Source organism: Bradyrhizobium arachidis (assembly GCF_024758505.1).
Lineage (GTDB): Bacteria > Pseudomonadota > Alphaproteobacteria > Rhizobiales > Xanthobacteraceae > Bradyrhizobium > Bradyrhizobium manausense_C.
Genome location: NZ_CP077970.1, coordinates 2,195,907 through 2,211,321, shown reverse-complemented (window position 1 = coordinate 2,211,321; position 15,415 = coordinate 2,195,907). Strand labels below are relative to the sequence as shown.

12 protein-coding genes are annotated in these 15,415 nt (G+C 57.7%); 4 read left to right on the top strand and 8 right to left on the bottom strand.

Annotation, left to right across the window (positions count from 1 at the left end):
* Positions 1–105: 105 nt before the first annotated feature.
* The 4 genes from KUF59_RS09750 to KUF59_RS09735 all read right to left on the bottom strand — a co-directional run bounded on the left by KUF59_RS09750 (position 106) and on the right by KUF59_RS09735 (position 4,169).
* Complete coding sequence (locus KUF59_RS09750; protein ID WP_212461558.1) at positions 106–744, bottom strand: formyl transferase; 639 nt, start codon at positions 742–744, stop codon at positions 106–108.
* Positions 745–935: 191 nt separating this feature from the next.
* Positions 936–1,850 carry a polysaccharide deacetylase family protein gene (locus KUF59_RS09745; protein WP_212461559.1) on the bottom strand — a complete coding sequence of 305 codons (915 nt, stop codon included), beginning with the start codon at positions 1,848–1,850 and terminating at the stop codon, positions 936–938.
* A gap of 6 nt (positions 1,851–1,856) precedes the next feature.
* Entirely contained in the window at positions 1,857–2,930 is a 1,074-nt protein-coding gene (locus tag KUF59_RS09740; RefSeq protein WP_212461560.1) for a glycosyltransferase family 2 protein, read from the bottom strand.
* Between the two features lie 630 nt (positions 2,931–3,560).
* Positions 3,561–4,169, bottom strand: a complete 609-nt coding sequence (locus KUF59_RS09735; RefSeq protein ID WP_212461561.1) for a transglutaminase-like cysteine peptidase — start codon at positions 4,167–4,169, stop codon at positions 3,561–3,563.
* Between the two features lie 1,299 nt (positions 4,170–5,468).
* Between KUF59_RS09735 and KUF59_RS44355 the strand changes: the two genes are divergently transcribed.
* From KUF59_RS44355 to KUF59_RS09720, 4 genes are all read left to right on the top strand, one after another.
* A complete protein-coding gene (locus KUF59_RS44355; RefSeq protein WP_408918114.1) occupies positions 5,469–5,870 on the top strand; it encodes a UDP-N-acetylglucosamine--LPS N-acetylglucosamine transferase in 402 nt (133 codons plus the stop codon).
* Positions 5,867–6,349: a glycosyltransferase gene (locus KUF59_RS09730; RefSeq protein WP_212461563.1), complete on the top strand. Its 483-nt coding sequence runs from the start codon at positions 5,867–5,869 to the stop codon at positions 6,347–6,349. Before KUF59_RS44355 ends, KUF59_RS09730 begins: the two co-directional genes overlap by 4 nt.
* 21 nt (positions 6,350–6,370) lie before the next feature.
* A complete protein-coding gene (locus KUF59_RS09725; protein WP_212461564.1) occupies positions 6,371–7,480 on the top strand; it encodes a Gfo/Idh/MocA family protein in 1,110 nt (369 codons plus the stop codon).
* Positions 7,481–7,561: 81 nt separating this feature from the next.
* The gene (locus KUF59_RS09720; RefSeq protein WP_212461565.1) at positions 7,562–8,428 is read left to right on the top strand and encodes a hypothetical protein; all 867 of its coding nucleotides are present in this window, start codon (positions 7,562–7,564) and stop codon (positions 8,426–8,428) included.
* Between the two features lie 199 nt (positions 8,429–8,627).
* On the opposite strand, the gene KUF59_RS09715 is transcribed toward KUF59_RS09720, so the two are convergent.
* From KUF59_RS09715 to KUF59_RS09700, 4 genes are all read right to left on the bottom strand, one after another.
* Positions 8,628–9,224, bottom strand: a complete 597-nt coding sequence (locus KUF59_RS09715; protein ID WP_212461566.1) for a 2OG-Fe(II) oxygenase family protein — start codon at positions 9,222–9,224, stop codon at positions 8,628–8,630.
* A 98-nt stretch (positions 9,225–9,322) separates the two neighbouring features.
* On the bottom strand, positions 9,323–10,636 hold the full coding sequence (locus tag KUF59_RS09710; RefSeq protein ID WP_212461567.1) for an HlyD family type I secretion periplasmic adaptor subunit: 1,314 nt from the start codon (positions 10,634–10,636) through the stop codon (positions 9,323–9,325).
* Entirely contained in the window at positions 10,633–12,390 is a 1,758-nt protein-coding gene (locus tag KUF59_RS09705; RefSeq protein ID WP_212461598.1) for a type I secretion system permease/ATPase, read from the bottom strand. The genes KUF59_RS09710 and KUF59_RS09705 overlap by 4 nt, the downstream gene beginning before the upstream one ends.
* A 271-nt stretch (positions 12,391–12,661) precedes the next feature.
* Positions 12,662–15,124 carry an Ig-like domain-containing protein gene (locus KUF59_RS09700; RefSeq protein ID WP_212461568.1) on the bottom strand — a complete coding sequence of 821 codons (2,463 nt, stop codon included), beginning with the start codon at positions 15,122–15,124 and terminating at the stop codon, positions 12,662–12,664.
* Between the last annotated feature and the right edge of the window lie 291 nt (positions 15,125–15,415).

Sequence of the window (15,415 nt, the reverse complement as noted above, 5' to 3'; positions counted from 1 at the left end):
CACGGCTTTCGTCCATCGATGACGATCTGCTGGGGCGGCTTACGAAGTCGGGCCGCTCTCAATGACGACTTCGCCCGACAAGGCGAATTTTTGCACAATTGTCCGTCAGCGAATTGCTCTGTCGTTTTGACCAATGATCGAGGTTTCGGCGATGGTCCTCAGACGAGCGAGCCGGCGCCGCGCCACCAATTCCGGACCAATAGTTAAATCGGCTCCATGGTACTCGCGGCCAACATTGAGGTCTTGCGGAACTCCACTCAAGGTGCCCGCCAGATAGCGTTGAACCACTCGTACATACGCTTCTGCACCGACCATAACCGCCCGGCCAAAAATCGTATGCAAGTCGTCCCCTGGTTCGTACCGTGAATGCACTGTCTCGAAGATCGGCCCGCTGTCAACGCCGGACGTGCATTCATGGATCGTCGCCCCGAGCATGTCCAACTCGTCATTGACGACAGGCCAAAAACTGCACGCCGTTCCGCGATACTGGGGGCTAATACCCGTATGCAGGTTGACACAGATGTCAGTTGCAGAGTCGAGGACCGCATTCTTCACGAGCGACGTACCGTAAATGAGAATTGCATCAGGACGTCTCTGCTGCAGGACCTCCAAGGTTTCGGCGCTGTTTATGCCTTCAACATATTCGATTCGGTCAGATGCGTAGAATGCTTGAGCCTTCTGCCCCAACAGATTTTGAAGTGATCGAGTCCGGGCCTCATGATCTCGAATCATCTTGAGGAACACAGCACGCGTTGCCTTGCTTAGGAAATGCGCCAACCCGTTCCGTACAGCGCGCCGGAGTCTTGTTCTCCGGGGCGCCCGATCCACAATGATGCGATCAATGGAGAGTCCAGCGCAAAGCACGTTTGCGACGTAGCGATGTTCTGGGCCATTCCCCGTCAGAACCACTATTCGCTTTCGCTCGGGTTGCGCAGCTACCATAACCAGTCTCTCACACACCGCATTACAGGCATAATCCGGAGCTTGAACGGGATCTCTTCGGGCGCGGTATTCCTCAGGCTAATGCGATAAAAAATGTCAGTAGCTGGTTTAAAGCGATTGCTTTTCGCATGCACGAGAAAGATCGCCTTGTGACTACGCCGTGCGGCTCGCAGCGCACCTTCGGTTGCGTCAAGTGCGTTCCCATAGGGAATACTTAGGCATTGGACCCTTTGTCCCGAAAACGTCTCCAGAAGCTCGCGACTTTGCTCGATCTCGGTCTCCAATTCGGTCGATGAAAGCGAACGAAAAAACGTGTGGCTCATCGAGTGGTTTCCGACTTCAATACCCAAGCTCGCAAACCTCTTGATATCGGTGATACCAAGGAAGAGCTTTGATGTACGCCGGAGCTCCAGCTCATTGGTGCCCATTGCGGCACAGAGCTGCTGCTTTGCCTCCGCGATTTGCGCCTGAGTCCATTTTGAAACCACGTTAGCGATCAGCCCGGGAACGGATGTGAGTCCTGTTTCGTTGATGTTCAGAAGAGCCATCAGTTGCTGTTTACCGAGCACTTCCGCTGCCAAGGAAAGGATGTTGTCCACAGGCAAGCTGCTTCCGAGCATCGTTGCCGGATTGACGAAGAACAGCGAGGGCGCATTTGCCGTTTTTAGGATAGTGCTTGCGGTATCGAGAACTGAGCGATATGCGTCATCAAAGGTGATTAGCAAAGGCCTACGCGGCAGGGTGCCACTTACAAGGTCCGATCCGCTCACGATGTCAAAATGACGCGCGAAATACTGGATGTGCTTTTCGAAAACGTCTGGCCTTGTAACAACTCCAAGCTTGCTGGTTAACGGGTCTTCGTGGTCCGCGATATGATGATAGACCAAAATGGTAACCTCGCGCCGCATCAGAGGCTACCCCTGGCGCGAGCGGGATAACGCGTCCCCTGACGGACGTTCCACGGCAGCTATCTCGTCTGACACGGTATTGCGCAGATTGCCGCGTGCGCTCCTCACGCCGATGCTGTTCCACCCATTCACCCAGCGCTGACGATGTTGCCAGACATGGCGCCAGTCTCGTGCCTTTTCGCGGAAATCACTTCTGCCGGAGACCAGGCCGGCCGTTCCGTACGCAATCAAACGCAGAAGGGGAAGCATCATATACAGCATCTTGCCTGCGAGAATCGTCGCAGCAGAATTGTGATGCCGCAGCAGCGTGATCCGGCCAGCAAGGACCTTGATGCGTTGCTCTGCCTGATCGGGCTCGGAAGACTGACCATAGTGAATGATGGTAGCCGCAGGCGTGATGGTTGGGCATGCACCAAGCTTGCGCGCCCGGCGGCACAGATCCGCTTCTTCACCGTACATGAAAAACTCGGGATCAAAGCCGTCAAGTTGCTTCCAAAGTTCCCGGTCTATGAGAAGAAAGCAGCCCGTAACAATATCGACCGCGCGAATGCTGTCACGCTTCCAACCACCGTATCCTTCAGGGTTGAAAACCGCGCTGCTGCGCTTCAAGTTGGTCAGACCGGTAGCAAAACAGAAGATGCTCCATAAGGTAGCGTCTCCCCAACAGGAACCAGGATTCAAGCGACCGTCAGACAATACGGTGCGCCCGCCCCAAATCCCAAGGCGCGGATTCGCATCGGCGAACTCGTGCAGACGATCGATTGCGTGATTCAAGATTACGGTGTCCGGGTTGAGCAGGAGAAACCGGCGACCGCGCGCCCGCATCGCGGCGATGTTGTTGGCGCCGGCAAACCCGAGATTTTCTCGCGAGGCGATGAGCTCGATTTGAGGGAAGTTTGCGCGAATGGCTTCTGGTGATCCGTCCGTTGAAGCGTTATCGAAAACGATAACTTCGTGGAGTACTGTCGTTGTTTGCGCCAAGACAGATCGAATACATTCGAGCGTCATGGCGCGTGTGTTGTAGCTCACGATGATGATCGAAATGTCGGGCTCAACGGCTCGATAAATTGCATCCCGCATAGGGTTTTGCCTTGTGCGATACGTGAGGACTCATTTCCCCGCTCAATGTTCGGGCGAACGTATCCCCGACAGCTATTCTGCTCGAAGGTGATCCATCAGGCCCATCCTTCATGATGGTCGCCAAGCCATCCGGAATTGGCTCGTCAATGCGGTGAACGTCTGCCGGCCCGATACCGACGGGAAATACCACCGTCGGAGAGTTGACAAAGAAATCTGTACGCGGCCAGCGCAGCCCAACGAATCGCCGCTCCGACCAACGATCCCGGCAATGCAAGTCAGCGGTTGGCCATCGACAGTCGTTAGTCGCTCCCGGCCCGGGCATGCTAAATGCTCGCTTCTGTAAACACGAGCTTTCGCGGTTCATTCGTGATTGCACCGCCCACGAGCCGGGCGCTGCGCGCGCCGGCCAAATCGCGCACCATTTTACCACGCGCTTCCACTGCAAATCCCGAGTTCAAATGTGAAACCAGAGCATCTCGTCCCCGCATGGTACAATATTACTCTTGCCTCGAATTAAACAATCATATTATTAAATTGGTTTAATTTGCAAGCCGTTATTTTCCGGCAAAGCACTTGCCACACGCCGCAGGCGATCTTCACCAACGAACTGCCATTGAATGGTTGTCGAGTTCATGCCCCCTTCCCGTCCATCCTGGCCCATAGATTGTGACTTGGCATTTGCACCCGGACCCAGCGATAGAGAACACGCGACCACGGTTTGATCTCGGGCGTGAGATTGTCGAGAACGAAATCGCCACTGCGGGTGCGCACGAGAAGCACCAGGTGATGCTCTCCGGAACTGACAACGACTTCGCTCAATAGCAAGACTCGCGCAGGCCACCCGCGCCGAAGCAGCTCGTGGCGCTTGCTCACCGCGTAGTCATTGCAATCGCCGAGATCGGGGTTGATGATCCACTCTTCTCCGGCAAGGCCGCGTTCGTTGCGGGCCGGCACGATGGCCAGGTTGACCGCGCGATTGACCTCCTGCAGAGCCGCCCAGCGGTCCTCGGTCAGCCGGATCGGCCCACCGCGAAACGAGCGCCGTAGGAGACATTCCGCCTCATAGCGAAGGCAAAACACGGTGTAGGCAAAGGGCGGGAGCGTCGGGCTTCCCAGCTCGATGTGCTGGGCTGCCCGCAGCGTCGCCGGCCGGGCCATACGCCCTGCACCCGCCCATTGAATTCCTCCGATCATGATAGCGAGCGCCGCCGCGACGACTACACCGGAGGTTCGATACATCTGCCGACCCCTCGCAAACGCCAAACTGAGGCTCGGATCCACTGGCGGCGCTGACAGGATCAGTACCGTGGAAATGATATTTCACCATATTTAAACTTATTTAATTTTGATTGTAAATTTCAATGTTATGACGCGAGGCAATAACTCAGTTTCAATGCGCAACCGATACAGCCGCAATCTGCCGATCCAGCCGCGATCTAATGGTTTCCCACCACAACTCCGAGAGCCCCATTACGGCCACATCGCCAGCGCGCCGCTCGGCTTGACGTTCGGAATTAAGGCAACAATTTAACAACCCCGACGATTTAATCGTTGATTCAATGTGACCACTCGACGAACGTATTCCGAACGGCCTCTCCTGCCTCACGATCGAGATTGCACATGCCGGAAGAACTGCTCGTCATTCTGGGGGCTGAAGCCACGCTGCTTGCCTTCGTCACAGCAATGACCTTGCGCGCCAAGCGAATGGATGTGCTGAGCGGACGACACGTTGAGCGCTCCGCAGTTCCGACACCCGGCAGTCAGCGGCGACCGGTTCGCGCTTTGCGGCGGCTGGCGAGGAGATGGGCAAGGACATGGACAACGACATGCCGCGGTGTCGCCAGGATCGCGCCACCATCCACTCTCTCGCCGTGGCTCGGTCAGATCAGAAGCCCACGATCAAGCCTTTGAACCAAGGGCGAAGCCCGACCGGCCTCCTGGATCGTTCTCGTCGGCTTGATCGTCCCGGTAATCCGCGCCCTCGCGCACCAAGCGCATTCCTAGGGCCAGGCCCCCGCCCGGTACTCGCAGATATGCCGAGCCAGGCGCTCGTACACCCGAGGGGCTGTCATTGCGCGTGGCGAAGGCTCAGCGCTCCTTGAATGCGCGCCCCGACTGATCTGCAGGGACGAAAGTTGGACAGCGCAGCCCGACCCGCGTCTTGATGAGGACCTCAACCGGCATACCGGCAACAGCCTTGGCCGATCCGCGTTTGCCGGCCTCGTCCAGCTTCAGCGTCGACCAGCGGCGGCATCCACCCGATCGAATTAGGCTTCTTTTATTTATATATTTAGTCTTGAATATTTAAATTGACATTCCGCGCATTTAATGCAGATTACCAATTAATCTATTTGGGCGAGAACAGCAAATTTTATTCGAGGCGCATTGCACAGATTTTCGCCGCAGGTTTTCCGATCGCAGCGTGAGGCGAGCCGATGCGTATAGGTCGGCAGATCTGGCGGTTCTAGTCAGCGTTGGAGTGCCATCGTGTCCAGCAAAGTACTTGTCGTAGCGTCTGGAGGGGGGCATTGGATCCAAATGCGCCGGCTACTGCCCGCATTCGATGGGCTGGAGGTTGTATTTGTAAGCGTTCATTCAGCGTATGCGGAGCAAGTCTCAGGTAACCGATTCTATGCGGTGCGGGACGTGACGCGCTGGGACAGAATTGGATTGGCGATATTGGTCGCTCAGCTGACGCTTATCCTGCTGCGTGAGCGTCCACGGGTGGTCGTCACGACTGGGTCGGCTCCCGGCATGATCTCCCTGGCGCTTGCAAAATGCCTGTTGCGATCCAAAACGATGTGGATTGATAGCATCGCCAATTGCGAACAAGTATCCCTATCAGGAATGCGAGCGAAACGTTTTTGCGACGTGTGGCTCACCCAGTGGCCACACCTTCAGCGGACAGACGGTCCCGAATGCTGGGGAGCTGTCCTATGATCTTTGTGACCGTTGGCTCGATGATGGCCTTCGATCGCCTGATCATTTCCATGGACAAATGGGCGCGGGCACATGCCGATACCGATGTTCTAGCTCAAATTGGCGAAGGCACTTATCGGCCGAACCACATGCGTTGGACGCGGATGCTTGCGCCGAGCAAATTCCAGGAAGTCGTCCACGATGCGGCACTCATGGTCGCCCACGCCGGAATGGGGAGCTACTTCGTCGCTGCCGAAATGCACAAGCCTATCGTGATGCTGCCGCGGCTCGCTGCAAATCGGGAGCACACGACTGATCATCAGCTCCACACCATCAAGTGGCTTCGCGACAGGCCCGGCGTATACGCTGCCATGCGAGACGCCGAACTCGATTCTGCGATCGATAAAGCCATGGCAGGCGGCCGTATTGCCGGCCCCGACTTTATGAACTTTGCACCGGAGCCGTTTCTGAGACGCGTACGGCATTTCTTGGTCACTTGAAGAGTATTGAGGAGACCTCCCATGGTCAACGTTGGGCTGATCGGGCTGGGCAAAATGGGGCTTTCCCACCTTGCGATTGTCAACACGCATCCCGCGGTTAAGCTGATCGGCGTTTGCGATACCGCCAGCTATTTATGCAGCATCCTCAACAAATATACAGGCATCGAAGTATATTCCAATTATCGGGAGTTGCTCGACCACAAGTCGCTCGATGCGGTCATCATTGCTACGCCTTCGCGATTTCACGGCGAAATAGTCCGTGAAGCTCTCCTCAGAAATCTCCACGTTTTCTGCGAAAAGCCATTCTGCCTCGATGTGGCCGACGGACTCGAGCTGGCCGAGCTGGCTGACCGGAAAGGTGTCGTCAATCAAGTGGGGTATCATTATCGGTTTGTCGGGTCGTTCAACGAGGCCAAGCGTTTACTCGATGCACAGGCGCTTGGCCGACTTCATCATGTTAGGGTTGAGGCCTACGGCCCGGTGGTATTGCGCCCCAAGGGAGCGACGTGGCGCGCAAAGGGTAGCGAGGGCGGGGGCTGTCTCTATGACTACGCGTGCCACGCAATCGATATCGTGAATTATCTCGTTGGTATGCCCGCAGCCGTAAGCGGAACTGTGCTCAACCGTGTCTTCTCTCGGGACGTGGACGACGAAGTCTACGCGACGATGCATTTTTCCGACGGTATGACGGGCATGATTGCCGCCAATTGGAGCGACGACAGCTTGCGCAGGATGTCGACGCAGGTGACGCTTTGGGGCACGAATGGGCGTATGATCGTCGATCGTCAGGAAGTGAAGACATACATTCGCCCCGCGGCGGGGAGCGCTGTCGTGGCAAAAGAGGGTTGGGACGTTCGTTACACAACCGATTTTCAGAATGACGTTTGGTATTACCTGCGGGGCGAGGAATACTCTGCGCAGCTCGACCACTTTTTTCGATGCATCACGGACGGTCGCCGGGAGAATATCTCGTCCTTCGCGTCTGCGACGCAAACCGATCGTGTCGTGTCTGCGATGTTGCAGAATGCCGGAGACGCGAAGCGCCGAGTGGATGCCGGGATCACGATGCCAAGTCAGAGCCGGGGCCGATCCGGAGGCTTCATGTCGTCCGTCAAAGGTGCACTGAGATAGACTACCCCTCCTATCGAAAGGGCGGAGGCCCCAATGGATCGAATACTATTTGGCGACAATCAGTTCTTCGGAATCAATCACATGTCCGAAGAAAAAGCGCGCTCACAAGCCATGCGCTTCGGGGATCTCCGGGAGATCATTGACTTGCTGGACGCCGCCTATGACGCCGGCATCCACGTCTTCATGTGCACCACGCATGATCGAATCGGTGAGATCTGCGCGCACGTCCGTTTGCACCCGGAGCGATATTCGAAGCTCGAGTTTTATCCCTGCATGCCATACGCCCATAAGTACGCGAATGCCGTGACAGAGCACGGAATGATCGATGCATTGAAGCGCTTTCTGCCCACAGAAGGCGCTTTTTCTGCGCTGGTGCGGGGTGGCGTGTCGGTGGCGACGAGAGACGTGGAGGGCATGGCGCGGCTCTTGATTGACGCTGAGATGAAGATGTTCAGCGGGTTGAGAACGCCGGTTATCTTTCTCCAGAACGTGGTTACAGACCTATTGCTTGGGATGGGGGTCAAGGACGCGTTTCGCATTTTTTCCGACCACGTGCGCGAGCGCTACAACGCGGAACCAGGCTTCATAACGATGAATTTGCCGCATCTGCTTGATGTTCTCGAGGAAATAGGCATACCGAATCCGGTCGTTTGCGCCAACATAAACAAGATTGGTTTTCGAATGTGCGGAGGCATCAAGCTTTACGAAGAGGAAATTGCCTCGCGCCGATTCAGACCCGTCGCCATGTCTGTTCTGGCTTCCGGTGCGATTTCGCCGCGCGAAGCCATCGAGTACGTTTGTCGACAGAAAGAGATTCAATCCATCGTTTTCGGCGCTTCGAGCAAGCAGCACATCAGGGAGATAAAGCAACACATTGAAGAGTTCGATAGCCGTACGAAGAATGGAGTTGCACCAGTTACATCAATGCACGAGGCTAGTGTGGTGTAGTTTCGTCGGTTGGATTTGATCGCGCCGTCGTAAACTCGCTAGGCTCGCCTCGCAATTATTCTCCTTGATCCGGTTGAGCAGCGCCTTCGGAAAGGCGCGATTTTGTTCGATCGCCCAGATGGCGAGCTGACGTCTGCCCTCTATGGCGATCGACATTAAACGCTCTGGACGCGTCGTCGTAGGGCTTTTGGGTGCTTGTTCATTTGAGTTTCTTTTTCGTCTTGAACATCAATGTTATTCGCAGCAATGGACAAACTCTTGAGATTCCTCTTGCCACGTGCGGAACATTCCCCTGGAAGAGCACCAACCGATTTGGACGTGGCAGAATTGCCGCGATGATGTCTGGCGGCGGCTGTTGGGTGAGAAAGACGGTCTCACCCGACCAATTAGGATCCCAGGTTGGATTAGAATAGAAGACTGCCGTGTAATCACTGGGATCGGCTGAATCCAAATGAGCCGAACCTTCGCATCCGTATGGATAACCGTTTGCGTAGCACCTCATCAGGGTGTGATCTTTGAAGATCGATTCCTCCAAGAGGCTCCACATTTTCCAGATGACCGGAGCTTCGTTCAACAAGGCACCCGAACAATCTGACGTGTCAGCTTCGTCGTATCCCCCGGCAAAATGCCTGTACCAATAGCGATAGCTGCCGGGTGCCTTGAATGACACTGCTCCGAATTTCCATGATGTGTTTTGCAAATAGCCTTGAACGTCGGACAACAATTGTTGTTCCAGCACATCATCATAAAGACGAATGACCGGGTTTTGTGAAAGTATGATGGGCTGCGATATCATTGGTCCAATAGCTCCTTGATCGCGAGCTCAGTGCTCGTTGATACACAGCCCCGAGTGCTGGTGCACTCGGGGCTGTGTCATTCGTGTCCAGCAAAGGCTCAGCGCTCCTTGAATGCGCGTTCCGCCTGATCCTGCAGAGGCTTGAGAAGGTAGGACAGAGCGGTGCGGCCCGGCGTCTTGATGAATACCTCGACCGGCATGCCGGGCAGCAGCTTGGCCGACCCGAGTTTCGCCAGCTCTTCCGGCTTCAGCATGACGCGGCCCGTGTAGTAGCTCGTGCCGGCGCGCTGATCCTGCGTGATGTCCGCGGAGACCAGGCTAACCTCTCCGTCGATTTCGGGCGTGGTCTTCTGGTTGAACGCTGCGAACCGCATCGTCGCGGTCTGCCCCAGATACACCTGATCGATATCGCGCGGTGCGATCTTGACCTCAATCGCAAGCGAGTCCGCATCGGGCACGATCAGCATGATCTGCTCGCCGGGAGCGATTACACCTCCAACGGTGTGGACGCTCAGCTCGTGGACGCGGCCGGATTGCGGAGCCCTGATATCGACCCGATTCAACTGATCGACCGCCGCAGTTTTGCGCTCGCCCAGCTCGGAAAGTTTCGATCGCGTTTCAATCAGATCCTTGCCGACTTCCGTACGCAGGTCCTGGTCGATCTGGATGATCTGAAGCCCGATTTCGGCGATCTTGCCCTTCGACTGAGCAATCATTCCTGCCAGCTGACTGCGCTCGCCTTCGAGGCGCGCGGCATCGCGCTCGAGGGAATTGAGCCGCGTGATCGGCACCAGATTTTTTTGCCAGAGACTGCGCACGCCCTCCAGCTCCTGGCGGATCAGACCGACTTCCTTCTGCTTGGCCTCGGTCTGCCCCGTAAGGCCGTTGATCTCGTTTTCCAGCTGCGCGCCTTTCTCCTGCAACTGGGCTTTTTGGCCACTCCTCGCCTGCCGACGCAGGTCGAACAGCTTCCGCTCCGCGGTGATTGCACGGCTCGCCTCGGAGTTGTTCTCCTTGGCCCGGTCGAGCAGCATCTTGGGAAACATGGGCTGCTCGGCGCCATCACGCTCGGCCTCGAGACGAGCCTGCCGCGCGAACAGCTCATCGAGGCTATTGGTGACGATGGTCGCATTCGCAAGCGTCTGCGTCTCGTCAAGACGGATCAAGACGTCGCCGGCGTTGACCCGGTCCCCTTGCCGTACGCGCAGCTCTCCCACGATGCCGCCAGTGGCGTGCTGGACCTTCTTGACGCTCGAATCCACCACGACCACGCCTTGGGCAATCACCGCGCCCGACAATTGAGTCGTTGTCGCCCAGCCACCGACCCCAAAGGTCACCAAAGCGAACAGGATCATACCGACGATCATGTAACGCTGGATGGATTGCAACGCCGGCGCCACCTGACCGTTCATCGGGCGCCTCCATGAGCATCCGCGACCACCTTGAGCGGTACTGGATTTCGCAACACTTTCCTGAGAACCTCCTCTCTCTTGCCGAAGGACTGAACCTTGCCGTCCCCGAGGCACAAGACATGGTCCACACCTTCCAGCGCCTTCGGACGATGCGCGACAATCGCAACAATTCCCCCCCGGCGGCGCACGTTCAGGATCGCCTCGGTCAAGGCCTCCTCGCCCTCGGCATCGAGATTGGAAGAGGGCTCATCAAGCACGACCAGGAAGGGCTTGCCGTAAAAGGCGCGCGCGAGCCCGATACGCTGCCGCTGACCCGCCGACAGCGCCAACCCTCCCTCGCCGATCTTCGTGCTGTAGCCGTCCGGAAAGGAGAGGATGAGGTCATGTGCGCCTGCGGCACGCGAGGCTTCCAGAACAGTGGCGGCGGTTGCCTGCGGGTCGAACCGTGCAATGTTCATGGCAATGCTGCCGTCGAACAATTCGACGTCCTGGGGCAGATAACCGATGTGCTTGCCGAGGGCGTCCGAAGACCAGTGATCGAGGGCCGCGTTGTCGAGCCGGATCCTGCCTCGAATGCACGGCCACACCCCAACCAGTGCACGTGCCAAGGTCGACTTGCCGGATCCGCTCGGACCAATGATTCCAACCGCCTGCCCGCTCCGCAGTTGGAACGACACTTCGCTAAGAGTGGGCCTCTCGGCGTTTGGGGCGCCGATATAAAGCTGTTCGACGGTGAGGGTTTCAACGGGCGCAGGCAATGCCAACCGCTCCTCCTCGCTAGGCAGAAGCTTCAGCAAGAGATCGAGCCGTTGCCCCGATTGTCTCGCGGCGACGAATCCTTTCCAGTTCGCAATGGCCGTTTCGACGGGCGCCAGTGCGCGCGCTGTGAGGATCGATCCGGCAATGATGATGCCGGCGGTCGATTCCTGGTTGATGACGAGGACGGCGCCAACGGCAAGGACCATCGATTGCAAGATCGCCCGAAAAATCCTGGAGGCGCCACCGAGTCCGTTTGCGACATCGCTGGCCCGCTCATGGGCCGCGAGGTACTTCGCGTTGACATCCTGCCAACGTAAAGCCGCCTGTTGCCGCATGCCCATGGCCTGCAGAACTTCGGCATTTCGCCGCCCCTCGAGCGCAAGGGCAGTTCGCGAAACGGCCAGCCGCGAGGACGCCTTTGCAGGCCCCCGGGTGCGTGTTTCCGTGAGCATCGTAATGCTGACCAGCACCAGCGCGCCGGCCAGCGCAGTGACGCCAATCCAGAAGTGAAAGAGGAAGCAGACGCCGAGATAGATCGGCATCCAAGGCAGATCAAAGAGCGCCGTCGGCCCTCCGCTCGACAGGAAGCTGCGGACCTGATCGAGGTCCCGCACCGGCTGCAAGCCATCACCATCGGCCCTGGTCTTGAGAGGCAGGCGAACGAGCGCGTCGAATATACGAACGCTGAGCCTTTCATCCAGATACCGGCCGACCCGGGCGCTGATCCTGTTCCTGACGAGGTCCAGCCCACCCTGAAACAGGTAAAGTACCGTCGCCAGAACCATCAAGGCGATCAGCGTCGGTATGCTGCGCCCGGGCAGCACCCGATCATAGACTTGCAGCATGAAAAACGAGCCGGTGAGCATGAGGAGATTGCTCATCCCGCTGAAGGCCGCGAGAGCCCAGAAAATCTGACGGCAAGACAGCAGGAAAGCCGACAGCTCTGACTGCGACTCGGCATAGTCCGCCGCGGGCCGGGGTCGACCAGCGAACATCCGTTGCCGGAGGGCTTCGACCAGGCTTTTTGCCCAGCTGATCAGTTGCGGCGTCCGCAGTTCGGCGTCTTCCGCCCACTGCCGTGCGGCCGCCCATAGTCCTGATATATGCTGAAGTGGAATTCGATAGAGATTTGCGGGCGGGGGGATCACCCCCCGCCGTCCGAAGTCAGTCATGGCACCGCCCCATAAAGCCTGCCCTTGTTACAGAGACCCCCACGAGGTCCCCAAGGCAGTTGTTGAGCACTACTCTGCGTGATCTGTCCGTCCGCTATGCGAAGTGGAAATCGCCGCTGTTCAACGAACCGACCTTCATGTCCTTTAGCGTAAGCGTGTCGCTCCCCGTCGCGATCACGACGTCGGCGCCCGATTGGGTCGCGTGGGAGAGGACGCTTGCAAAACTGTCGAACACACTCTTGCTGAACTCGATCGTGTCATGCGCAGGTCCGCGGGCAACGAAGCCCTTGATGACGTCGTGGCCGAAGTTCGCGCCAAACACGAAAGTGTCGGCCTGGCTGCTGCCAACGAAGATGTCATTGCCTGAAGTGCCCTTCAGGGTCGTGTTGCCTGGCGAGGCGGTGAACGTACTGCCCGAAGTAGCAACGACCTGACTGGTGCTAGTGGATACGATGGACGACGTAGCTGTGCTGGAAGTACCGATCTGCCCGTCACCGTTGAGATCCTGATGGAAGGTCGTCTCAAGCGATTTAAGGCCGGAGTTCGTACCCGACACGGCGCCGCCCGACGTAGAGCCAGTCAGGGAGCTGACATGGGACACGTAGTTGCCGTTACTGTCGGTGTTCCAGGCCGTGTACTGGCCGGTGCCCGCCTCCTTCCAGACAACCTGATACCCCGTCGCCGTCTTCTCCGCACCGATCGGTGCCCAGGTGCCGTCTGACCCGTCCACGAAGTCCACACCGTTGTCCTTCAGCGTGGGGCCCGTTCCTGTGCTGCCGTTGAGGTAATATTTGCCGCTGCTGCTCTCAACGAGAGTTGTCACACCAGCCGATTCGATCAGCTTATCGGGAGTCGGCGCTGGCGTTGGCGACGTCGGTGTCGTTGCAGTGGAAGTACCGATCTGCCCGTCACCGTTGAGATCCTGATGGAAGGTCGTCTCAAGCGATTTAAGGCCGGAGTTCGTACCCGACACGGCGCCGCCCGACGTGGAGCCGGTCAAGGTGCTGACATGGGACACGTAGTTGCCGTTGTTGTCGGTGTTCCAGGCCGTGTACAGACCGGAGCTCGCCTCCTTCCAGGCAACCTGATAGCCAGTCGCCGTCTTCTCCGCACCAATCGGTGCCCAGGTGCCATCTGAGCCGCTCACAAAATCCACACCGTTGTCCTTCAGCGTGGGGCCCGTTCCTGTGCTGCTGTTGAGGTAAAATTTGCCGCCGCTTTGAACGAGAGTCGTCGCACCAGCCGCCTCGATTTGCGTACCCGAAGTCGGCGACGTCGGTGTGGTTGGCGACGTCGGTGTGGTTGGGGCTGAGGGCGCCGAGCTGCTGACGCTGGCCGTGGCCACGGTCGACGTCGCGCCGGTGTTGCCGGCCGCGTCCATTGCCTTCGCGGTGAGGTTGTGCGAACCGGCCGCAAGGACACCTGAAGTATAGCCCCATGCGCCACTGCTGTCGGTCGTCGCGGTCCCGATCTGAGTCGTGCCGTCGAACACCTTTACGACGCTGCTCGCTTCGGCTTTGCCCGACATCACCACCTGATGGGCGCTGTTCACCGTGTTGCTGACAATGGTCGGCGCAGTCGGCGCCGTGGTGTCGACGGTGATCGCCAACGCGGACGACGCCGCGCTGGTCTGACCCGACGAGTTGGTCGCCGTTGCGGTGAGCGTATGCTTGGCGTCAGTCAGGACCTTGGTGATGTAGTCCCAACCGCCGCTTGAGTCCGCAGTCGTCGAACCGATCTGGGTCGCACCGTCGTAGAACTTGACCGTGCTGCCGGCAGCAGCGGTGCCCTTGAGCTCGATGGTATTGTCGTTGGTGATCTTGTCGCCCACGGTGCCGCTATCGGTCGAGAACGACGCGATGGTCGGAGCACCCGGCGCGGTCGGTGTCGTCGGCGTGCTGGGCGCGGTCGACCCTTCAACCGGAAGGGGAGCTGGGATGAGATCGCCCGGGATAAGTTGACCGTTCACGATCGACGCGTAGCGAACATTCTCCCATTGCGTGATGTGTAGGTTCGCATTGATTTCCTGTAAGTAAATCGCGCCATACTCAAATGGCCCCACAAAATACACGTCTTTGAGGGCGAGGTAGTCATCGTGACCGGCTCCTGCGTCCGCAGCAACACGCAGACCATATAGGCCACCTTGGAACACCACATTGTTGAACGTGAACGTTCCGCTATAACCATCCGCAATGAACACCCCAGCGGTTGCATTCTGGGTGTGGGACACGATTGACGTATTTGTGACGGTCAGACTGCCGTGGCCGCCGGGAGCATAGATCTGAATACCGTCCGCGTGATCGCCGGTTTGTCCCGTTGTCTCGATGTACGAATTGTTGATGCTTACATTTCCGCTTCCAAAAATGTCCACGCCTTCCCGTGAATCAATGCGGACGTTGTTAACGGTGAACGAGCCACTTCCTCCGACCGACACAGTGTCGCTGGCGTCAACGATACTTTTATTCGAAACCGTCGCCCCGTTTTCAAGCCAGACCGTCCCCGAATTAGTCACACCGCTAAACATCGGATCATTCCATGTCAGAGGAATGGATGCCATCTAGTTTTCTCCTGTTAATTTCGCTCTCGTTCGCCCCCGGTACGCGCGCCCAATTTCGTTTTCCCCGAGCGGCGATACCCCAAGTGCGACCCTGCTGGCGCAGCGCCGTTGGGTTCGTCTTTCTCGGTGGGCGGAGGCTTTTTTGCGACGACACGACGGCCCACCCAAGGTAATTTCTGAGCTGCCCTGGTCAGAATCGCATCGCACGAATTAAATGCGGGGATAATTCACTAGTCCGATCAACCACTCGCTGCACCGCATTGAAAGAGTCACGCGGAGAACGGTCGAAGA